The organism is Streptomyces avidinii, from assembly GCF_045161815.1.
GTDB classification, from domain to species: domain Bacteria; phylum Actinomycetota; class Actinomycetes; order Streptomycetales; family Streptomycetaceae; genus Streptomyces; species Streptomyces avidinii.
On record NZ_CP108863.1, the window covers coordinates 6,296,507 to 6,315,673 of the forward strand.

The window sequence follows — 19,167 nt, forward strand, 5'->3', positions numbered from 1 at the left end:
GTGAACGGCCTGAACACCATCCTGATCGTCCTCGGCCTGTTCCTGGCCGGGGGCGTCTACTCCTTCCAGAAGCAGCAGATGCCCAAGTCGGTCATCATCCTGCTGGCCCTCGCCTCCGCGATGTGCCTCGCCGCAGGAGTCCTGCGAATCCAGGGAATTTGGGAATGAGCGCAGTCCGCCCCACCAAGAACGTCGTCGTCTTCGACTACGGCTTCGGAAACGTACGCTCCGCCGAGCGGGCCCTCGCCCGCGTCGGGGCGAACGTCGAGATCACCCGCGACTACGACAAGGCCATGGACGCCGACGGGCTCCTGGTCCCCGGCGTCGGCGCCTTCTCGGCCTGCATGAAGGGCCTCAAGGACGCCCGCGGCGACTGGATCATCGGCCGCCGCCTCTCCGGCGGCCGCCCGGTCATGGGCATCTGCGTCGGCATGCAGATCCTCTTCGAGCGCGGCATCGAGCACGGCGTCGAGACCGAGGGCCTGGACGAGTGGCCCGGCACGGTCGGCCCGCTCAGGGCCCCGATCGTCCCCCACATGGGCTGGAACACCGTCGAGGCCCCCGCCGACAGCCAGGCCTTCAAGGGCCTGGACGCCGACGCCCGGTTCTACTTCGTGCACTCCTACGCGGCGCGCGACTGGACCCTCGAAATCACCAACCCGCTGATCCGCGCCCCCAAGGTCACCTGGGCCACCCACGGCGAGCGTTTCGTGGCGGCGGTGGAGAACCGGGCCCTGTGGGCCACGCAGTTCCACCCCGAGAAGTCCGGCGACGCCGGCGCCCAGCTCCTCACCAACTGGATCGAGACCCTGTGATGACCGCACCCACGCTCGAACTCCTGCCCGCGGTCGACGTCCGCGACGGACAGGCCGTCCGCCTCGTGCACGGGGTGTCCGGCAGCGAGACCTCCTACGGCTCCCCGCTGGAGGCGGCCCTCGCCTGGCAGCGCTCCGGCGCCGAATGGCTGCACCTGGTGGACCTGGACGCCGCCTTCGGCACCGGCGACAACCGCGCCCTGGTCGCCGAGATCACCGGCGCCATGGACATCAAGGTCGAGCTCTCCGGCGGCATCCGCGACGACGCCACGCTCGCCGCGGCCCTCGCCACCGGCTGCACCCGGGTCAACCTGGGCACCGCCGCCCTGGAGACCCCCGAGTGGGCCGCCAGGGCCATCGCCGAGCACGGCGACCGGATCGCGGTCGGCCTCGACGTCCGCGGCACCACCCTCAAGGGCCGCGGCTGGACCAGCGAGGGCGGCGACCTCTACGAGACCCTCGCCCGCCTGGACTCCGAGGGCTGCGCCCGGTACGTCGTCACCGACATCGGCAAGGACGGCACGCTGACCGGCCCCAACCTGGAGCTGCTGAAGAACGTCTGCGCCGCCACCGACCGGCCCGTCGTCGCCTCCGGCGGCATCTCCTCGCTCGACGACCTGCGGGCCCTGTCCGAACTGGTCCCGCTGGGCGTCGAGGGCGCGATCGTCGGCAAGGCCCTGTACGCCAAGGCCTTCACCCTGGAAGAAGCCCTGAAGGTGGTCTCCGCATGAGCAACCCCTCCACCGACGTCCGCCGAATCTCCTCCGGCGGCGCCTACGAGGACGTCATCGGCTACTCGCGCGCCGTGGCCCTCTCCAACGGCCTGGTCCTGGTCTCCGGCTGCACCGCCGCCGATGCGGGCGGCCCGTACGACCAGGCGGTCAAGGCCTTCGAGGTCGCCTTCAAGGCCCTCGCCGAGGCCGGCCTCGGCCCCGAGGACGTCGTCCGCACCCGGATGTACCTCACGCACGCCCGGGACGTCGAAGAGGTGGGCCGCGCCCACAAGCAGCTCTTCGACGCGGTCCGGCCCGCCGCGACCATGCTCATCGTCTCCGGCTTCGTCGACCCCGGCATGGTCGTCGAGGTGGAGGTCGAGGCGTTCAGGGCGGTGACCGCATGACCCTCGCCGTACGCGTGATCCCCTGCCTGGACGTGGACAACGGCCGGGTCGTCAAGGGCGTCAACTTCCAGAACCTGCGCGACGCGGGCGACCCGGTGGAGATGGCCAAGCTGTACGACGCCGAGGGCGCCGACGAGCTGACCTTCCTCGACATCACGGCGTCCTCCGGGAACCGCGAGACCACGTACGACGTGGTGCGCCGCACCGCCGAGCAGGTCTTCATCCCGCTCACGGTGGGCGGCGGCGTCCGCACCGCCGACGACGTGGACAAACTCCTTCGCGCGGGAGCGGACAAGGTGGGCGTGAACACGGCCGCCATCGCCCGCCCCGAGCTCATCCAGGAGATCGCGGAGCGCTTCGGCCGGCAGGTCCTCGTCCTGTCCGTGGACGCGCGCCGCACGGCCGAGGGGACCTTCGAGGTCACCACGCACGGCGGCCGCCGGGGCACCGGCATGGACGCCGTCGAGTGGGCGCACCGGGCCGCGGAGCTGGGTGCGGGCGAGATCCTGCTCAACTCGATGGACGCGGACGGCACGAAGGACGGCTACGACACCGAGATGATCGCGGCGGTGCGCAGGCACGTCACGGTCCCGGTGATCGCCTCGGGCGGCGCGGGCCGGCTGGCGGACTTCGCGCCGGCGATCGAGGCGGGGGCCGACGCGGTGCTCGCGGCGTCGGTGTTCCACTTCGGCGACCTCCGCATCGCCGAAGTCAAAACGGCCCTCCGCGAAGCGGGCCACCCGGTCCGCTAGTCCGTTCCCACTCGGGGCTGCCGGATGCGGTTCCCGGGTGCGGGTGCCGTTCCGGGCGCGGCCCGGCCCCCTGGGGCTCCGCCCCGGACCCCGCGCCTCAAACGCCGGCGGGGCTGGATACGGGTCTGCCGGGGTGGGGGTGTGGCGACGGCGGGGGGTGTCCCCGCAGGCGACGCGGATCCGCGGCCGCCCGGCATCTCCGTACCGCTCGGTCCGCAAGCCGAGGAGACACCCCCCGGCGGCGCCGCCCCCCCCCCCCCGGACCCGACCCCGCCCGGGCGGCACCACCCAGCCCCGCCGGCGTTTGAGGCGCGGCCACCGGGCCGCAGGCGGGACGGAACCCGCACCGCCCGGCCAGGGCAAGGGCGCGGCCACCGGGCCGCAGGCGGGACGGAACCCGCACCGCCCGGCCAGGGCAAGGGCGCGGCCACCGGGCCGCAGGCGGGGAACCGCCCGCACCCGGGTCAGAGGCCCAGGGCTGCCACCGTCAGTTTGGCGACGGCCTCCTTCTCCCCGTCGAGCGCCACAGCGGCAGCGTCCTGGCGGCCGAAGCAGAACAGCGTCAGCTCCCCCGGTTCCCCCGTCACCGTGACCACCGGCGCGCCCTTGTGGGCCACCACGGTCCGCCCGTCCGGGCGCCTCAGCACCAGGCCCACCGGCGAGCGGCGGCCCGTCAGACGGGCCAGCCTCTCCAGCCGGGACCACAGCGTGTCCGAGAAGACCGGGTCCAGTTCCCGCGGGGACCAGTCCGGCTGGGCGCGCCGGACGTCCTCCGCGTGCACGTAGAACTCCACCGCGTTCGCCGCCTCGTCGATCTGCTTCAGCGCGTACAGCGACATCCTCGGCGGGCCGGTCCTGATCAACTGGAGCAGTTCCTCGTAGGGCTTGGCCGCGTACTCCTCCATCGCCTTGTCCAGGCGGGCCTTCAGCACGTTCAGCAGCAGGCCGCCCGCCGCGTCGGGCCGCCGCTCCCGCACCACCACGTGCGCGGCCAGGTCCCGACAGGTCCAGCCGGCGCACAGCGTGGGGGCCTCCGGGCCCGCCGCTTCCAACAGGTCCGCCAGCAGCAGGCGTTCACGCTTCGCATGGGTAGACATGCGGGCCAGCCTACGGCCGGAACACGCTGAGGGCCCGCTCATCAGGCGGACATGGATCATTCCGCCCATCCGGGCCCGGCACAATGGCTGCATGAGTACGTCCCCCCGCCCCGGCAACCTCGATCCCGCCATCGCCGCGCGCCTCAAGCGCTCCGCGGACGGCCTGGTCCCGGCCATCGCCCAGCAGTACGACACCGGTGAGGTGCTCATGCTCGGCTGGATGGACGACGAGGCCCTGCACCGCACCCTGACCACCGGCCGCTGCACCTACTGGTCCCGCAGCCGCCAGGAGTACTGGGTGAAGGGGGATACTTCCGGCCACTTCCAGCACGTGAAGTCCGTCGCGCTCGACTGCGACGCCGACACTGTGCTCGTCCGGGTGGACCAGGTCGGAGCGGCCTGCCACACCGGGGCACGCACCTGCTTCGACGACGATGTCCTCCTCCGCGCAGCCGACTAGGTAGGGTCCCCCGAAATGGATCTTGAGACGTTCCGCAAGCTCGCGGCCGACCGCCGCGTCATCCCCGTGAGCCGCAAGCTGCTGGCCGACGGGGACACCCCCGTCGGGCTCTACCGCAAGCTGGCAGCCGAACGCCCCGGCACCTTCCTCCTGGAGTCCGCCGAGAACGGCCGCTCCTGGTCCCGGTACTCCTTCATCGGGGTCCGCAGCGACGCCACCCTGACCGCCCGGGACGGCCGGGCGCACTGGATCGGCACCCCGCCCGTCGGCGTACCCACCGACGGCGACCCGCTCGACGCCCTGCGCGCCACCGTCGAGGCCCTGCACACCCCCCGCGACCTCGCGGGCGCCATGCCCCCCTTCACCGGCGGCATGGTCGGCTACCTCGGCTACGACATCGTGCGCCGCCTGGAGCGCATCGGCGAGCACGGCAGCGACGACCTGAAGCTGCCCGAGCTGACCATGCTGCTGACCTCCGACCTCGCGGTGCTGGACCACTGGGACGGCACCGTCCAGCTCATCGCCAACGCCATCAACCACAACGACCTGGACTCCGGGGTCGACGAGGCGTACGCCGACGCCGTGGCCCGCCTCGACGCGATGGAGGCGGACCTCGCACGCCCCGCCCCCTACGTCCCGGCCGCGCTCCCCGCCTCCGAGCTGCCCGAGTTCTCCGCCCTGTGGGGCGGCGAGAAGTACCAGGCGGCTGTGGAGGACATCAAGGAGCGGATCCGGGCCGGCGAGGCCTTCCAGGTGGTGCCCTCGCAGCGGTTCGAGACCCCCTGCCACGCCTCCGCGCTGGACGTCTACCGGGTGCTGCGGGCCACCAACCCGTCCCCGTACATGTACCTCTTCCGCTTCGAGAACGGCTTCGACGTGGTCGGCTCCAGCCCCGAGGCGCTGGTCAAGGTCGAGGACGGGCGGGCCATGGTCCACCCCATCGCCGGCACCCGCCACCGGGGCGCGACCCCGCAGGAGGACAACGACCTCGCCGACGAGCTGATGGCCGACCCCAAGGAGCGCGCCGAGCACCTGATGCTCGTCGACCTGGGGCGCAACGACCTCGGCCGGGTCTGCGAGCCGGGATCGGTGGAGGTCGTCGACTTCATGTCGATCGAGCGCTACTCCCACGTCATGCACATCGTCTCCACCGTGACGGGGCGCGTGGCCGAGGGGAAGACCGCCTTCGACGTGCTCACCGCCTGCTTCCCGGCCGGCACCCTCTCCGGCGCGCCCAAGCCCCGCGCCATGCAGATCATCGAGGAGCTGGAGCCCTCCCGCCGCGGTCTCTACGGCGGCTGCGTGGGCTACCTGGACTTCGCCGGCGACTCCGACACGGCCATCGCCATCCGCACCGCGCTGCTGCGCGACGGCACGGCGTACGTGCAGGCCGGGGCCGGTGTCGTCGCCGACTCGGTGCCCGAGCTGGAGGACAACGAGTGCCGGAACAAGGCGGCCGCCGTGCTGCGCGCGGTGGGAGCGGCGAACCGCCTCCACGGCTCCTGAGGGCGTAAGGGATAGTGGGGTATGTGAGTGCCGTACCCCCACCCCGAACCGATGCCGATGCCGACGCCGACGCCGAGCCCGAGGCGCGCGAGCGCAGCGGCGGCCGCCGCAGCGTGGCCGTCGCCCTGCTGCTCGGCGCACTCGGTGCGACCGTCGTCCTGCTCGCCTCCGGCCGGACCTGGGCCCGGGGCACCGCCGCCATCGGCAGTGATTCGCTCCAGCTGACCGCCGACGGGCGGGCCGTCACCGGCCTGCCCGCCGCGCTGGCCATCGTGGGCCTCGCCGCGCTGGTCGCCGTCTTCGCCGTACGCGGCAGGAGCCGGCTGCTGGTGTCGGGGCTGCTGGCGCTCAGCGGCCTCGGCGCGGCCCTGTCGGCCCTTTTCGGCGCCGACGGCCGCCGGGCCCTGGACGCGCAGGCCGCCCGTACGACCGCCGACAGCGCGGCGCACGTGGCCGGACTGACCCAGACGACCTGGCCCTACGTCACTGCCGCCGGCGCGGCCCTGATCCTGGCCGCCGGGCTGCTGGCCCTGCGCTTCGGCCGGGGCTGGCCCTCGATGGGAGGCCGCTACGAGCGTGACGGCAGCCCCCGTACGAGGACTGCCGCGGCGGTGGATCCGGACCGGCCGGAAGATCTGTGGAAGGCTCTGGACCGCGGCGAGGACCCGACCACCGACCCGGGCGCCGACCGGGCCCACTGACCCGACCCCCCCTGGACGGCGAAGCCGCCCGGTACGGGACAATGGCCACCGAGCGTTCGACACAGACCGCACGTTCGACACAGCAGCGCGACAGAGCAACGAGGAGCAACTCATGGCGGGCACTAGCCACGGACACACCCCGGCCGCCTGGACCGGTGTCATCATCGCCTTCATCGGTTTCTGCATCTCCGGCGCCTTCATGGTGATCGCGAACCCGCTCGGCTTCTGGGCCGGCCTCGTCGTCGTCGCGCTCGGCGGTGTCGTCGGTCTCGGGATGCGGGCCGCGGGCATGGGCGCGCCGAAGCCGGCGCACAAGGACCTGGCCGAGGTCATCGCCGCCTCCAAGGTTCCCGCCAAGGTCTGAGCGCGCGAAGCAGCCGAAAGGCGCGGCCCCGCCGGGCTGCGCCTTTTGTCATGAGCGGAGAGAATCAGCAGGTGGACGCCTCTCGCACCCCCGATGCCCCGCCGTCACCGGCGCCCGTGCCCGCGATGCCCGCGGAGCCCGTGGGCCCGGCCGGGCAGCCGTCCAGGGCCCGGCGGCTCGCCGTCCCGGCCCTCTACCTGGCCGGTGTCGTCGGCGCCTTCGCGTACGTCGGGGCCGTCGACCCCAACGAACCCGGCCACTACCCGGTGTGCCCGCTGTTCCGGCTGACGGGTGTGCTGTGCCCGGGCTGCGGAGGTCTGCGCAGCGCGCACGCTTTCGCGCACGGCGATCTGATCGCTGCTTTCGGGGCGAATGCGTTCGCGGTCGTGGGCTACTTCGTCTTCGCGGGTTTCATGGCCCTGTGGCTGGTTCGCGCGTTCCGCGGCGGGCCGACTCCGAGGATCGTGCTGCGTCCGAGGTACTGGTGGGCGCTCGGGGCACTGGCACTGGTTTTCGTCCTTGTCCGAAATCTCTCTTTCGGCTCCGCACTGGCGCCCTGAGCCCCTTGGGCAGGCCCTATGAAGCACGGATTCCGAATGTCCAGTTACTGGGACGCCGTCAACCGCGTGCGGAGGGCAACGCCTCCTGCGGATACCATTTGAATGCCGACCTTGTTGTTGTACGTGTCTGCAAGGCGGCCGACCGTCATCGACCCGGAAGGGGGCCGCTCGCGTGAGTGTGCTCGACGAGATCATCGAAGGGGTCCGCGAAGACCTTGCCGAACGGCAGGCCCGCGTGAGCCTCGACGAGCTCAAGGAGCGTGCCGCCAAGGCGCCCCAGGCCAAGGACGGCGTCGCTGCCCTGCGCGGCGACAGCGTCAAGGTGATCTGCGAGGTCAAGCGTTCCAGCCCCTCCAAGGGCGCGCTGGCCGCCATCGCCGATCCGGCCGGGCTCGCCGCCGACTACGAGGCGGGCGGTGCGGCGGTCATCTCCGTCCTCACCGAGCAGCGCCGATTCGGCGGCTCGCTGGCCGACCTGGAGGCCGTCCGCGCCCGCGTGGACATCCCGATCCTGCGCAAGGACTTCATCGTCACGGCGTACCAGCTCTGGGAGGCCCGCGCGTACGGCGCCGACCTCGCCCTGCTGATCGTCGCGGCCCTGGAGCAGGAGGCCCTCGTCTCCCTCATCGAGCGGGCCGAGTCCATCGGTCTCACCCCGCTCGTGGAGGTCCACGACGAGGAGGAAGTGGAGCGCGCGGTCGCCGCCGGTGCCAAGATCATCGGCGTCAATGCCCGCAACCTCAAGGACCTCAAGGTCGACCGCTCCACCTTCGAGCGCGTCGTCCCCGAGATCCCGGACCACATCGTCAAGATCGCCGAGTCCGGCATCCGTGGCCCGCACGACCTGATCGCCTACGCCAACGAGGGCGCCGACGCCGTCCTCGTCGGGGAGTCCCTGGTGACCGGCCGCGACCCGAAGGCGGCCGTGGCCGACCTCGTCGCCGCCGGTGCCCACCCCGCCCTGCGCCACGGGCGGAGCTGACCCGTACCCGTGGCCCGCTACCTCCCCTCCGTCCGCACGCAGTCCGCGCCCCCGGCAGCCCGCCGCGGCGCGGTCGGCGTGCCGACGGCGCACGCGCCGCTGGCGCGCGGCTGCCGCCCCCGCGGCTGCCGCGCCCCGGCCCGGCGCGTGCACGGGCGGCGGGTCCGCTATGTGATCGGCTCCGAGCCCGGTCAGGTCAACGGCATGCGATGGCGCCGCGGAGACGCGCTGTAACGAGGGCCCGCCGCGGTCCGGTACCCCGACGTACCGCGCCGCGAGCAGTCCCCGTACGGCCTGACGTCCGAGCCGTCGGCTCCGGACGCGGGCCGTCCCGCACCCGTACGCGCACACATCCCCCAGCGGGGTGTGCGCGGCGCTTGCGGGCGGCGCAATACGGTGAATCCACCCGCCGCATCTCGCACCCGTAGGAGCACTGGACATGTCCAGCGAGTTCTTCATCCCGGACCCGGAGGGTCACGTCCCCAACGCCGAGGGCTACTTCGGCGACTTCGGCGGCAAGTTCATCCCGGAGGCGCTCGTCGCCGCCGTGGACGAGGTCGCCGTCGAGTACGAGAAGGCCAAGGGCGACCCGGCCTTCGCGGCCGAGCTCAATGACCTCATGGTCAACTACACCGGCCGCCCGAGCGCCCTCACCGAGGTGCCCCGCTTCGCCGAGCACGCCGGCGGCGCCCGGATCTTCCTCAAGCGCGAGGACCTCAACCACACCGGCTCGCACAAGATCAACAACGTGCTGGGCCAGGCGCTGCTCACCAAGCGCATGGGCAAGACCCGCGTCATCGCCGAGACCGGCGCCGGGCAGCACGGCGTGGCCACCGCCACCGCCTGCGCGCTCTTCGGCCTCGACTGCACCATCTACATGGGCGAGGTCGACACCCGGCGCCAGGCCCTCAACGTGGCCCGTATGCGCATGCTGGGCGCCGAGGTCATCGCCGTGAAGTCCGGCTCCCGGACGCTGAAGGACGCCATCAACGAGGCGTTCCGCGACTGGGTCGCCAACGTGGACCGCACCCACTACCTCTTCGGTACGGTCGCCGGCCCCCACCCCTTCCCGGCCATGGTCCGCGACTTCCACCGGGTCATCGGCGTCGAGGCCCGCCGCCAGATCCTGGAGCGCGCCGGCCGGCTGCCCGACGCCGTCGCGGCCTGCGTCGGCGGCGGCTCCAACGCCATCGGCCTCTTCCACGCCTTCATCCCGGACGCCGACGTCCGCCTGGTGGGCTTCGAGCCCGCCGGGCACGGCGTGGAGACCGGCGAGCACGCGGCCACGCTGACCGCCGGCGAGCCCGGGATCCTGCACGGCTCCCGCTCCTACGTCCTCCAGGACGAGGAGGGCCAGATCACCGAGCCGTACTCCATCTCGGCCGGCCTGGACTACCCGGGCATCGGCCCGGAGCACTCCTACCTCAAGGACTCCGGCCGCGGCGAGTACCGGGCGGTCACCGACGACGCGGCGATGCAGGCCCTGCGCCTGCTCTCGCGCACCGAGGGGATCATCCCGGCGATCGAGTCGGCGCACGCCCTCGCCGGCGCCCTGGACCTGGGCCGGGAGCTGGGCAAGGACGGCCTGCTGGTCGTCAACCTGTCCGGTCGCGGTGACAAGGACATGGACACGGCGGCCCGCTACTTCAACCTGTACGACACCGACGGTGAAGTCGCCGACAACGAGTTCTCCGAGGGGGACGACAAGTGACCTCCACGCACGGGCGCGGCAACATCGAGCTGCTGAGCGCCACCCTCGCCAAGGCGAAGTCCGAGGACCGCGCCGCCCTCGTCGCCTACCTCCCCGCGGGCTTCCCGACCGTCGACGGCGGCATCGAGGCGGTCAAGGCCGTCATCGCCGGCGGCGCGGACGTCGTCGAGATCGGCCTGCCCCACAGCGACCCGGTTCTCGACGGGCCGGTCATCCAGACCGCCGACGACATCGCCCTGCGCGGCGGCGTCAAGATCGCCGACGTGATCCGCACGGTCCGTGAGGCGCACGAGGCGACCGGGGCCCCGGTCCTGGTCATGACCTACTGGAACCCCATCGACCGCTACGGCGTCGAGCGGTTCACGTCCGAGCTGGCGGCGGCGGGCGGCGCCGGCTGCATCCTGCCCGACCTGCCGGTGCAGGAGTCCGCCCTGTGGCGCGAGCACGCGCAGAAGCACGGTCTGGCGACCGTCTTCGTCGTGGCTCCCAGCAGCAAGGACGCTCGGCTGGCCACCATCACGGCGGCCGGCTCCGGCTTCGTCTACGCCGCCTCCCTCATGGGGGTCACCGGAACCCGCGAGTCCGTCGGCAACCAGGCCGCGGATCTGGTCCGCCGGACCCGCGCCACCAGCGATCTCCCGGTCTGCGTCGGCCTCGGCGTCTCCAACGCCCTCCAGGCCAAGGAGGTCGCGGGCTTCGCCGACGGCGTGATCGTCGGCTCGGCCTTCGTGAAGCTGCTGCTGGACGCGCCGGACCTGCCGAGCGGGCTGGACGCCGTACGGGCACTGGCGGGCGAGCTTGCGGAAGGCGTACGCAGGAGCTGAGACAAAACGGACACCTGATCGGGTTCTGTAGTCCGATCGGGTGGAATGGCGAGCAGGGAGGCACGCGAGTGCCTCCCTGCTTCGTTTGGCGGAGCGTGAGCGAGAAGAACGACGGTGCGAACCGCGATGCGACGAAACGATCGGCCCGGGAGCGACTCCAAGCGGAGCGCGAGCGGCAGAAGACCAGGGACAAGCGCCGGCGGACCCTGATCGTGGCGTCGGCGGTGGTCGGTGTCCTCTGCCTGGCGACCGTCGTCGGCGTGATCGCGGCCAACACCGGCAAGGACAGCAGCGCCAAGGGCGGCCCGGTCGTCGCCCCCTCCGGGGCCACCGGCAAGGACGCGCTCGCCATCCAGACGGGCAAGCCGGAGGCCAAGTCCACCCTCACCGTCTGGGAGGACGTCCGCTGCCCCGCCTGCAAGGCGTTCGAGGACCAGTACCGGGAGACCATCCACGAGCTGGAGGCCAAGGGCCTGCTCAAGGTGGACTACCACCTGGTCACCCTCATCGACGGAAACATGGGCGGCAGCGGCTCCCTGAAGGGGGCGAACGCGGCGGCCTGCGCGCAGGACGCCGGAAAGTTCAGCGAGTACCACGACGTCCTCTTCCAGAACCAGCCGCAGGAAGTCGACGACGCCTACGGCAAGAACGCCAAGCTGCTGGAGCTCGCCGCCAAGGTCGACGGGCTGGACACCCCCGAGTTCCGCGCCTGCGTCGAGAACGGCACCCACGACAGCTGGGTGGGCAAGTCGCAGGAGGCCTTCAGGGCCGGAAAGTTCCGGGGCACGCCCACCGTGCTGCTGAACGGCAAGGACATCTTCTCCGACCAGGCCAACCAGGTGACCCCGCAGAAGCTGAAGGAGCAGGTGGAAGCCGCCGGCGGGGTCGTGAAGCCGTCACCGTCGAGCAGCGCGACGCCCGGTTCCGGGGGGAAGAACGGGGCCAAGGCCTCGCCGTCCGCCTCGCGGACGGGCTCCGGCGCGTCGTCCGGCGGGTCGTCGGCCGGGTCCGCGGGCCGATCCGGCGGCACCTCGAACGGGACCTCGACCGGGACCGCGAACGGCTCCTCCACCCGGTCCTCGAACGGCTCCTCGGGGGACTGACCGCGGCCCGTTCCATGTCTGGATTTGGTTTCGTCCTGCCGGGTGGGTTGCGGTCCGTACCGCCCGGCAGGGTAGCGTCATGTCTGCCATGGACATTGCTTACATCCCCAGTCCGTCGACCGGCGTGATCCATCTCGGACCGATCCCGCTCCGCGGCTACGCGTTCTGCATCATTATCGGCGTCTTCGTCGCCGTCTGGCTCGGCAACAGGCGATGGATCGCGCGCGGCGGAAAGCCGGGCACGGTCGCGGACATCGCCGTGTGGGCCGTGCCCTTCGGCCTGGTCGGCGGTCGCCTCTACCACGTGATCACCGACTACCAGCTCTACTTCGGCGAGGGCCGCAACTGGGTCGACGCCTTCAAGATCTGGGAGGGCGGACTCGGCATCTGGGGCGCCATCGCGCTCGGCGCGGTCGGTGCCTGGATCGGCTGCCGCCTGCGCGGGATCCCGCTGCCGGCCTGGGCGGACGCCCTGGCCCCCGGTATCGCGCTGGCCCAGGCCTGCGGACGCTGGGGCAACTGGTTCAACCAGGAGCTCTACGGCCGGGCCACCGACCTGCCGTGGGCGGTGGAGATCACCGCGGGCCCGAACCGGGACGCCGGCACCTACCACCCGACCTTCCTCTACGAGTCGCTGTGGTGCGTCGGCGTCGCCTTCCTGGTGATCTGGGCCGACCGCCGCTTCAAGCTCGGCCACGGGCGGGCCTTCGCCCTCTACGTCGCCGCGTACTGCGTCGGCCGAGGCTGGATCGAGTACATGCGCGTCGACGAGGCGCACCACATCCTGGGCCTCCGCCTGAACGTCTGGACCTCGATCGTCGTCTTCGTCCTGGCGGTCGTCTACCTGGTCCTGTCGGCGAAGCTGCGGCCGGGCCGCGAGGAAGTCGTCGAACCGGACACGGGTGCCTCCGGCGGCAAGGACGGCGGCAAGACGGCCTCGTCGCAGACGAAGGACACGGGGGCCGAGGACAAGTCCTCCGACACCGATGACCCTGCCGCCGACGGGGCCGAGGCCAAGGCGGAGGTTTCCGCTCTGGCCAAGGGCGAGCCCGCCAAGGCCGATCTGCGCAAGGCGCAGCCCGCCGAGGGTGGTACCCCGGGATCCGGAACGCTCTGACCCGAAGGGCCCGAGAAGGGGGGTGCCGCATACGCGGCACCCCCCTTCTCGCTGCGTCTGCCGTGACCGGCCCGGAGGCCGCAGCCGCACACAGCCTCGCCGGCGTTCGCGTCGCGGGGTGCGGGGCGGAGCCCCGGGACGCGGCGCCGCGGGCGGTTCCGGCGGCGGGCCGGGGTCAGCGGGCCGCCATGCGGGCGGCGAGGGCGAGGGTGCGGTGTGCCGCGGCCACGACCGCCGGGTCCACGAACCGGCCGTCGGGCAGGGCCAGCGCCCCCGGGGTGGCCCGCGCCGCGCTCAGTACCTCCGAGGCCGCGCTGACCTCCTCGGGCGCCGGGAGGTAGGCCCGTTCGATCACCGGGAGCTGGCGCGGGTGGATCGCCGCCCGGCCGAAGAAGCCCAGGGAGCGGCCCCGGGCGCAGGAGACGGCCAGCGCCTCCACGTCCCGGATGTCGGGGAACACCGACTGCGCCGGGGGCGTCAGCCCCGCGGCCCGGGCCGCGACCACCACCCGGGAACGGCACCAGTCCAGGCCCGTCTCCGCGCTGACGGCCAGGTCGGCCCGCAGATCCGCCTCGCCGAGGGAGAGCCCGCGCAGGGCGGGGTGCGCGCAGGCGATCTCGTACGCGCGCTCCACGCCCACCGCCGATTCGAGCAGGGCGTGCAGGCTCACCCCGCCGGTGCGGTCGGCGACGGCGATGATCTGCCCCGGGGTGTTGATCTTGGGCAGCCGCAGCCCCGCGAGGCCGTGCAGCCCGCCCAGCGCACCGATGTCGGCGCCGCCCCAGGGGGAGTCCAGGGCGTTCACGCGGACGTGGACGGGGACCGGGGGCCGGTCGGCCAGCAGATCGGCGGTCGCGGCGCGGGCGTACTCCTTGCGTGAGGCCGGTACCGCGTCCTCCAGATCGACGATGACGGCGTCCGCCCCGCAGCCCAGGGCCTTGGCCACGACCTCCGGGCGGTCGCCGGGCGCGTACAGCCAGGTCAGGATCACAGGGCTCCCTCGGTCCGCAGTGCGGTGATCTCGGCCCCGGTCAGGCCGAGCTCGGTCAGGACCTCCTCGGTGTCCGCGCCGTGCGGGCGGCCCGCCCAGCGGATCCCGCCGGGGGTGCCGGAGAGCCGGAAGAGGATGTTCTGCATGCGGAGCGGGCCCAGCTCCGGGTCCTCGACCTCGGTGACCGTGTCGAGGGCCGCGAACTGCGGGTCGGCCATCACGTCCCGGACGTCGTAGACCTGCGCGACGGCAGCCTCCGCGTCCTCGAACGCGGCGACCACCTCCTCGGCCTTGTGCCGGGCGATCCAGCCGCCGACCGCATCGTCCAGCACGTCCGCGTGCCGGGCCCGCCCGGCGCCGGTCGCGAACCAGGGCTCGGCGATCAGCTCGGGCCGGCCGACCAGCCGCATGACCCGTTCGGCGATGGACTGCGCGGAGGCGGAGACCGCCAGCCAGCGCCCGTCGGCACTGCGGTAGGTGTTGCGGGGGGCGTTGTTGGTGGAACGGTTGCCGGTGCGGGGCTGGACGTAGCCGAGCTGGTCGTACCAGAGCGGGTGCGGGCCCAGCACCGTGAGGATCGGCTCGACGATCGCCAGGTCCACGACCTGTCCGTGCCCGGTGCGGTCCCGCCCGGCGAGGGCGGTCATCACCGCGTACGCGCAGGTCAGCGCGGCGATCGAGTCGGCGAGCCCGAAGGGCGGCAGGGTCGGCGGCCCCTCCGGCTCCCCGGTGATCGCGGCGAATCCGCTCATCGCCTCGGCGAGGGTGCCGAAGCCCGGGCGGTGCGCGTACGGGCCGTGCTGGCCGAAGGCCGTGACACGGGCCAGGACCAGGCGCGGGTTGGCCGCGGACAGCTCGGGCCAGCCAAGCCCCCACTTCTCCAGGGTGCCGGGGCGGAAGTTCTCGATGACCACGTCGGCGGTGGCCGCCAGCCGCAGCAGGGTGTCCCGGCCGCCCGGTGCGGACAGGTCGAGGGTCATCGTCCGCTTGTTCCGGCCGAGCAGCTTCCACCACAGGCCGATGCCGTCCTTGGCGGGGCCGTGGCCGCGCGAGGGGTCGGGGCGGCCGGGGTGCTCGACCTTGACGACCTCGGCGCCGAAGTCCCCGAGCAGGGTGGCGGCCAGCGGCCCGGCGAACAGCGTGGCGAGGTCGAGCACGCGGAGCCCTTCCAGCGGCCCGGTGGTCGTCACGAGGCGGCTCCGGGCCGCGCCGCGGCGAAGGCGTCGGTCTCGGCGCGGGTCGGCATCGAGTCCTGGGCGCCGTGGCGCTGCACGGAGAGCGCGGCCGCCGCCGAGGCCCAGTGCAGCGCCCCGGGCATCGGACGGCCCTCGCCGAGGGCCACGGCGAGGGCGCCGACGAAGGTGTCCCCGGCGGCGGTGGTGTCCACCGCCCTGACCCGGGGCGCGGGCACGGTCAGCGGATCCCTGCCGCGGGCGGCGTACAGGACCCCGGCCGCGCCGAGGGTGATCACCACCTCGGGCACGTCGGCCAGCAGGGCCTCGGCGCACTGGAGGGGGTCGGTGAGGCCGGTGAGGGCGGCGGCCTCGTGCTCGTTCGGGACGAGGAGGTCGGTGGCGGCGAGCAGTTCGGCGGGCAGTGACTGGGCGGGGGCCGGGGTGAGAACCGTACGGACGCCGCGTGCGCGGGCGGCGCGTGCTCCGGCGAGGACGGCGGAGAGGGGGAGTTCGAGCTGGAGGAGCAGGGATCCGGCGGCGGCGATCCGCGCCTCGTCCCCCGCCTCCAGGCCGGTGACGGCGGCGTTCGCGCCGGGGATGACGATGATGCTGTTGCCGCCCTCGTCGTCCACGGTGATGTGTGCGGTGCCGCTGGCCCCCTCGACGGTGCGCAGGGGGGCGGTGTCGACCCCGGCCGCGGTGAGCGCGGAGCGCAGCCGTACGCCGAACTCGTCCGCCCCGACCGCGCCGATCATCACCACCTGCCCGCCGCAGCGGGCGGCGGCGACGGCCTGGTTGGCGCCCTTGCCGCCGGGGACCGTGCGGAAGGCGCGGCCGGTGACGGTCTCCCCGAGGCGGGGGGCCTTGGGGACGTAGGCGACGAGGTCCATGTTCGTACTGCCGAGCACGGCGATGGCCGTCATGAGCGTGCTGCCTCCTGTGCGGTGAGATGGGCGAGGGTGTCGAAGCCGATGCCGTCGAAGCCGGGGACGGTGGTGGCCAGGCGGTTCCCGAGCGGTGCGGTCCAGCGGTGCGGGAGGGCGTCCGCGGAACCGGCGAGCAGTCCGGCCAGGGCGCCGGCGGTGGCCCCGTTGGAGTCGGTGTCCCAGCCGCCGGACACGGCGCGGCAGACGGAGCGGGTGAAGTCCCCGTCGGCGTGGGTGAGGGCGGCGGCGATCAGGGCCGTGTTGGGGACGGCGTGGACCCAGTGGTAGTGCCCGTAGCGGGCGTGCAGCCGGTCGACGACGAGATCGAAGTCCGCTTCCTGCCCGGCCGTCCGGATTCCGCAGCGGACGGCCTCGGCGAGGCGGGAGCGGGGCGGTACGGCGGCCAGCCCGGCCCGCAGCGCGGTGTGGACGTCCGCCCGGCCGGTGGCGGCGGTGGCGGTGGCGGCGGCGACGAAGAGGGCGGCGTAGATGCCGTTGCCGGTGTGGGTCAGGGCGGCGTCCCGGTAGGCCTGGGCCGCGGCGGCGGCCGGGTCGCCGGGGTTGGTCCAGCCGTGGACGTCGGCGCGGATGAGCGCGCCGATCCACTCGCGGAAGGGGTTGTGGTGGGTGGCGGTGGCGGGGGGTTCCAGTCCGAGGAGGAGATTGCGGTAGGCGATGCGCTCGGCGGTGAAGGTCCGGCCGGCCGGCAGCTCGTCGAGCCAGAGGCGGGCGACGTCGGCGGTGGTGAAGGCCTTGCCGTGCCGCTGGAGCAGGAGCAGCCCGAGGAGGGGGTAGTTGAGGTCGTCGTCCTCGGGCATGCCGTCGATGTTCTCGGCGAGGGAGGTGGGGGCGGAGCGGCGGTTCCACGGGTACGCGGCGAGCACCTCCGGCGGTACGCCGCGTGCGCTGAACCAGTCGTTCAGCGGCCAGTTGCCCGCGGCGCGGGCGAGGGCGCGGATACCGGCGAGCGGCAGCTTCTCGACGGGCTTGCCGAGCAGACACCCGACGGCCCGCCCCACCCACGCGGCTTCCAGCCGGGCCCGCAGCCGGGCGGCTTCCACCCCGGTCCGCGGCAGTGCCTCCCGCCCCGCGGGCCGGGCGGGCGGGGCCGTGTGCCCGGTGCCCGGCTGCGGCTCGTGGGTCCGGCCGTCGGGGCGGGGAGGTGGCTGTGCCGCCGGGTGGCGGGTGTCCCGGCCGGTCCGGGTGCTCGCTGCGCGGCGCGGGCCGGGGGCCGGGGCGGGGGGTTCCTCCCGGCCTTCGGCCGGGTGCGCCGCCCGGTTCGGGGGTTCGGCAGGGGGACGGGGATTGCGCCCTGTGGGCGGGGACTGCGCGGTGCGGGCCGGGACGGCCCGGTCCCCGGGAGCGGCGGTTGCGCGGCCGGCCGGCTGCGGCTCCCGCCCCGGCCCGCCGGTCCGGCCGTCGGTGTCGGTCGGGTGTGCGCCCGGCATCGGTCCGGTCCGGCAGGCAGCGTCGATGGCCGGCCAGGACTGGGGTTCGTCGGCTCGGGAGGCGGGCGGGAGCTGGGCCAGGGCGTCCAGGAGGCGGGTGGCCAGGGCGCGGAGTTCCGGTGGGGCGGGGGTGGGGGAGGCGCCGGCGCGGTCCGGGGCGCGGTGGCCGCCCGCCGCGAGCCAGGCGCGGAGGGCGGCGGCCGGGTCCCGGCCGTCCTCGGCCGCCTGGCGCAGCTCGTGCCCGACCAGGTCCTCCGGCTGGGCCCACGTGAGCCGCAGGGGCTCGGACGCCGGGTCTGCCACCGGCTCCCGCAGGGCCGGCGGTCGCGCGGGAGCGTCCGGGGCCGGCCGGGCGGTGCCCGTCACCGGTCCGCCGTGATCGCCGCGAAGGCCGACTCGTGCGATCGCCGGCGGGAGCGGTCGAGGGCGAAGATCTCCCGGGCCACCGCGGCCAGGGCCACGGCCGGGGCGTGCAGATCGAGGCGGCTGGCCTCGGCGACCTGCTTCGCCCAGGCGGCCGGCACGGCGGCCTCGCCGCCCAGGGCCCCGGCGATCGCCCCCGCCATGGTGGCGATGGAGTCGCAGTCCCGGCCGTAGTTGACCGCCCCGAGGACCGCGCTCTCGTACCGCCCGCCGGCGACCAGCAGCATCCCCAGCGCGATCGGGAGCTCCTCGATGGCGTGCAGGCGGGAGGGCCGGCGGGCATCGAGCGACGGGTTGCGGTAGTCCGGGCCGACCGAGTCGTACGGGGTCACCGCCGCCCGCAGCGGGACCAGCGCCGACTCGAAGTCCCGGTGCCCGGCGGCCGCTTCGCGGACGGCCGCGATCGCCGCGCGCGTACCGTCCTTGGCCAGGGACAGGGCCGTGTCCACCACGGAGGCGGCCGTCGCCCCCGGCACGCACGCGGCCGCCACCGCCGCCGCGAACACGCCCGCCGCCTCCCGCCCGTACGAGGACTGGTGCGCACCGGCGATGTCCAGCGCCTCCGCGTACGCGCCCGCCGGATTGCCCGCGTTGGCGATGCCCACCGGCGCCATGTACATCGCCGCGCCGCAGTTGACGATGTTGCCGCTGCCGGCCTCGCGGGGGTCGACGTGCGCGTAGTGCAGCCGGGTCACGATCCACTTCTCGGCGAGGAAGATCCGCTGCAACGGCAGTGCCTCGGCCTCCAGTTCGGGGATCCAGCGGGGCGTGGACATCAGGTCGGGGACCAGGTGCTCGGCGATCGCATGGGCGTCGAGGTGGTCCCGTACGGTCTCGTAGACGCGGACCAGCGCGTGCGTCATCAGGGTGTCGTCCGTGACGTGCCCGTCGCCCTTGTGGTACGGCGCGATGGGGCGGGCCGTGCGCCAGTTCTCGTGCCAGGGGCCGACGATGCCGTGCACCCTGCCGCCGTGCCGTTCCACGATCTGGTCCGGGGTCCAGCCCTCCACCGGGCCGCCCAGCGCGTCGCCGACGGCGGCTCCGACGAGAGCTCCGAGTGCCCGGTCCTCCAACGTGAGCGTCATGTCCGAA

General features: G+C 73.7%; 21 protein-coding genes and 1 pseudogene. 16 read left to right on the top strand and 6 right to left on the bottom strand.

Features of this window, described 5'->3' with window-relative positions:
• From OG373_RS28320 to hisF, 5 genes are read left to right on the top strand one after another with little or no spacing between them, the layout of a single operon-like run.
• Nucleotides 1-168 carry a hypothetical protein gene (locus tag OG373_RS28320; RefSeq protein WP_030855494.1) on the top strand — a complete coding sequence of 56 codons (168 nt, stop codon included), beginning with the start codon at nucleotides 1-3 and terminating at the stop codon, nucleotides 166-168.
• Nucleotides 165-815, top strand: coding sequence for an imidazole glycerol phosphate synthase subunit HisH (gene hisH, locus OG373_RS28325; protein ID WP_405441127.1), 651 nt, complete (start codon nucleotides 165-167; stop codon nucleotides 813-815). The genes OG373_RS28320 and hisH overlap by 4 nt, the downstream gene beginning before the upstream one ends.
• Nucleotides 815-1,546 (top strand): bifunctional 1-(5-phosphoribosyl)-5-((5-phosphoribosylamino)methylideneamino)imidazole-4-carboxamide isomerase/phosphoribosylanthranilate isomerase PriA, encoded by a 732-nt coding sequence (priA, locus tag OG373_RS28330; protein ID WP_398666564.1) that lies wholly within the window; start codon nucleotides 815-817, stop codon nucleotides 1,544-1,546. Before hisH ends, priA begins: the two co-directional genes overlap by 1 nt.
• A complete protein-coding gene (locus OG373_RS28335) occupies nucleotides 1,543-1,935 on the top strand; it encodes a RidA family protein (protein ID WP_405441128.1) in 393 nt (130 codons plus the stop codon). Before priA ends, OG373_RS28335 begins: the two co-directional genes overlap by 4 nt.
• On the top strand, nucleotides 1,932-2,687 hold the full coding sequence (hisF, locus tag OG373_RS28340) for an imidazole glycerol phosphate synthase subunit HisF (RefSeq protein ID WP_397737548.1): 756 nt from the start codon (nucleotides 1,932-1,934) through the stop codon (nucleotides 2,685-2,687). Before OG373_RS28335 ends, hisF begins: the two co-directional genes overlap by 4 nt.
• 464 nt (nucleotides 2,688-3,151) lie before the next feature.
• On the opposite strand, the gene OG373_RS28345 is transcribed toward hisF, so the two are convergent.
• Complete coding sequence (locus tag OG373_RS28345) at nucleotides 3,152-3,784, bottom strand: TIGR03085 family metal-binding protein (RefSeq protein ID WP_397735070.1); 633 nt, start codon at nucleotides 3,782-3,784, stop codon at nucleotides 3,152-3,154.
• 91 nt (nucleotides 3,785-3,875) lie between these two features.
• On the opposite strand from OG373_RS28345, the gene hisI reads away from it, so the two are divergent.
• The 11 genes and pseudogenes from hisI to lgt all read left to right on the top strand — a co-directional run bounded on the left by hisI (nucleotide 3,876) and on the right by lgt (nucleotide 13,112).
• On the top strand, nucleotides 3,876-4,244 hold the full coding sequence (gene hisI / locus OG373_RS28350; RefSeq protein WP_397735072.1) for a phosphoribosyl-AMP cyclohydrolase: 369 nt from the start codon (nucleotides 3,876-3,878) through the stop codon (nucleotides 4,242-4,244).
• A gap of 15 nt (nucleotides 4,245-4,259) precedes the next feature.
• Nucleotides 4,260-5,750, top strand: coding sequence for an anthranilate synthase component I (locus OG373_RS28355; RefSeq protein ID WP_189963447.1), 1,491 nt, complete (start codon nucleotides 4,260-4,262; stop codon nucleotides 5,748-5,750).
• A gap of 14 nt (nucleotides 5,751-5,764) precedes the next feature.
• Nucleotides 5,765-6,451, top strand: a complete 687-nt coding sequence (locus OG373_RS28360; RefSeq protein ID WP_405441129.1) for a TIGR02234 family membrane protein — start codon at nucleotides 5,765-5,767, stop codon at nucleotides 6,449-6,451.
• 112 nt (nucleotides 6,452-6,563) lie between these two features.
• Nucleotides 6,564-6,815: an HGxxPAAW family protein gene (locus OG373_RS28365; protein ID WP_052872597.1), complete on the top strand. Its 252-nt coding sequence runs from the start codon at nucleotides 6,564-6,566 to the stop codon at nucleotides 6,813-6,815.
• 50 nt (nucleotides 6,816-6,865) lie between these two features.
• Nucleotides 6,866-7,375 carry a DUF2752 domain-containing protein gene (locus OG373_RS28370; protein WP_405441130.1) on the top strand — a complete coding sequence of 170 codons (510 nt, stop codon included), beginning with the start codon at nucleotides 6,866-6,868 and terminating at the stop codon, nucleotides 7,373-7,375.
• A gap of 172 nt (nucleotides 7,376-7,547) precedes the next feature.
• Entirely contained in the window at nucleotides 7,548-8,357 is an 810-nt protein-coding gene (gene trpC / locus OG373_RS28375; protein ID WP_030385535.1) for an indole-3-glycerol phosphate synthase TrpC, read from the top strand.
• A gap of 9 nt (nucleotides 8,358-8,366) precedes the next feature.
• Nucleotides 8,367-8,591 (top strand): tryptophan biosynthesis modulator TrpM, encoded by a 225-nt coding sequence (gene trpM, locus OG373_RS28380; protein WP_405441131.1) that lies wholly within the window; start codon nucleotides 8,367-8,369, stop codon nucleotides 8,589-8,591.
• 205 nt (nucleotides 8,592-8,796) lie between these two features.
• Nucleotides 8,797-10,068, top strand: coding sequence for a tryptophan synthase subunit beta (gene trpB / locus OG373_RS28385; RefSeq protein WP_189963440.1), 1,272 nt, complete (start codon nucleotides 8,797-8,799; stop codon nucleotides 10,066-10,068).
• Nucleotides 10,065-10,892 (top strand): tryptophan synthase subunit alpha, encoded by an 828-nt coding sequence (gene trpA / locus OG373_RS28390; RefSeq protein WP_398666546.1) that lies wholly within the window; start codon nucleotides 10,065-10,067, stop codon nucleotides 10,890-10,892. Before trpB ends, trpA begins: the two co-directional genes overlap by 4 nt.
• Before the next feature lie 95 nt (nucleotides 10,893-10,987).
• A pseudogene (locus OG373_RS28395) lies at nucleotides 10,988-11,770 on the top strand (DsbA family protein); the annotation flags it as partial.
• Nucleotides 11,771-12,083: 313 nt separating this feature from the next.
• Nucleotides 12,084-13,112, top strand: a complete 1,029-nt coding sequence (gene lgt, locus OG373_RS28400; RefSeq protein ID WP_397735304.1) for a prolipoprotein diacylglyceryl transferase — start codon at nucleotides 12,084-12,086, stop codon at nucleotides 13,110-13,112.
• 175 nt (nucleotides 13,113-13,287) lie between these two features.
• On the opposite strand, the gene OG373_RS28405 is transcribed toward lgt, so the two are convergent.
• The 5 genes from OG373_RS28405 to OG373_RS28425 all read right to left on the bottom strand — a co-directional run bounded on the left by OG373_RS28405 (nucleotide 13,288) and on the right by OG373_RS28425 (nucleotide 19,160).
• Entirely contained in the window at nucleotides 13,288-14,103 is an 816-nt protein-coding gene (locus tag OG373_RS28405; protein ID WP_405441134.1) for an HpcH/HpaI aldolase/citrate lyase family protein, read from the bottom strand.
• A complete protein-coding gene (locus tag OG373_RS28410) occupies nucleotides 14,100-15,293 on the bottom strand; it encodes a CaiB/BaiF CoA transferase family protein (RefSeq protein WP_405441135.1) in 1,194 nt (397 codons plus the stop codon). Before OG373_RS28410 ends, OG373_RS28405 begins: the two co-directional genes overlap by 4 nt.
• On the bottom strand, nucleotides 15,290-16,201 hold the full coding sequence (gene rbsK, locus OG373_RS28415) for a ribokinase (RefSeq protein WP_397735085.1): 912 nt from the start codon (nucleotides 16,199-16,201) through the stop codon (nucleotides 15,290-15,292). Before rbsK ends, OG373_RS28410 begins: the two co-directional genes overlap by 4 nt.
• Nucleotides 16,198-17,652, bottom strand: coding sequence for an ADP-ribosylglycohydrolase family protein (locus OG373_RS28420; protein ID WP_405444227.1), 1,455 nt, complete (start codon nucleotides 17,650-17,652; stop codon nucleotides 16,198-16,200). Before OG373_RS28420 ends, rbsK begins: the two co-directional genes overlap by 4 nt.
• A 362-nt stretch (nucleotides 17,653-18,014) precedes the next feature.
• Nucleotides 18,015-19,160, bottom strand: a complete 1,146-nt coding sequence (locus OG373_RS28425; RefSeq protein WP_405441137.1) for an ADP-ribosylglycohydrolase family protein — start codon at nucleotides 19,158-19,160, stop codon at nucleotides 18,015-18,017.
• Between the last annotated feature and the right edge of the window lie 7 nt (nucleotides 19,161-19,167).

Coding starts and splice junctions, on each gene's coding strand:
- hisH (WP_405441127.1), top strand. CDS start 165: ATGAGCGCAGTCCGCCCCACCAAGAACGTCGTCGTCTTCGACTACGGC.
- priA (WP_398666564.1), top strand. CDS start 815: ATGACCGCACCCACGCTCGAACTCCTGCCCGCGGTCGACGTCCGCGAC.
- OG373_RS28335 (WP_405441128.1), top strand. CDS start 1,543: ATGAGCAACCCCTCCACCGACGTCCGCCGAATCTCCTCCGGCGGCGCC.
- hisF (WP_397737548.1), top strand. CDS start 1,932: ATGACCCTCGCCGTACGCGTGATCCCCTGCCTGGACGTGGACAACGGC.
- OG373_RS28345 (WP_397735070.1), bottom strand. CDS start 3,784: ATGTCTACCCATGCGAAGCGTGAACGCCTGCTGCTGGCGGACCTGTTG.
- hisI (WP_397735072.1), top strand. CDS start 3,876: ATGAGTACGTCCCCCCGCCCCGGCAACCTCGATCCCGCCATCGCCGCG.
- OG373_RS28355 (WP_189963447.1), top strand. CDS start 4,260: ATGGATCTTGAGACGTTCCGCAAGCTCGCGGCCGACCGCCGCGTCATC.
- OG373_RS28365 (WP_052872597.1), top strand. CDS start 6,564: ATGGCGGGCACTAGCCACGGACACACCCCGGCCGCCTGGACCGGTGTC.
- OG373_RS28370 (WP_405441130.1), top strand. CDS start 6,866: ATGAGCGGAGAGAATCAGCAGGTGGACGCCTCTCGCACCCCCGATGCC.
- trpB (WP_189963440.1), top strand. CDS start 8,797: ATGTCCAGCGAGTTCTTCATCCCGGACCCGGAGGGTCACGTCCCCAAC.
- lgt (WP_397735304.1), top strand. CDS start 12,084: ATGGACATTGCTTACATCCCCAGTCCGTCGACCGGCGTGATCCATCTC.
- rbsK (WP_397735085.1), bottom strand. CDS start 16,201: ATGACGGCCATCGCCGTGCTCGGCAGTACGAACATGGACCTCGTCGCC.
- OG373_RS28420 (WP_405444227.1), bottom strand. CDS start 17,652: ATGCCGGGCGCACACCCGACCGACACCGACGGCCGGACCGGCGGGCCG.
- OG373_RS28425 (WP_405441137.1), bottom strand. CDS start 19,160: ATGACGCTCACGTTGGAGGACCGGGCACTCGGAGCTCTCGTCGGAGCC.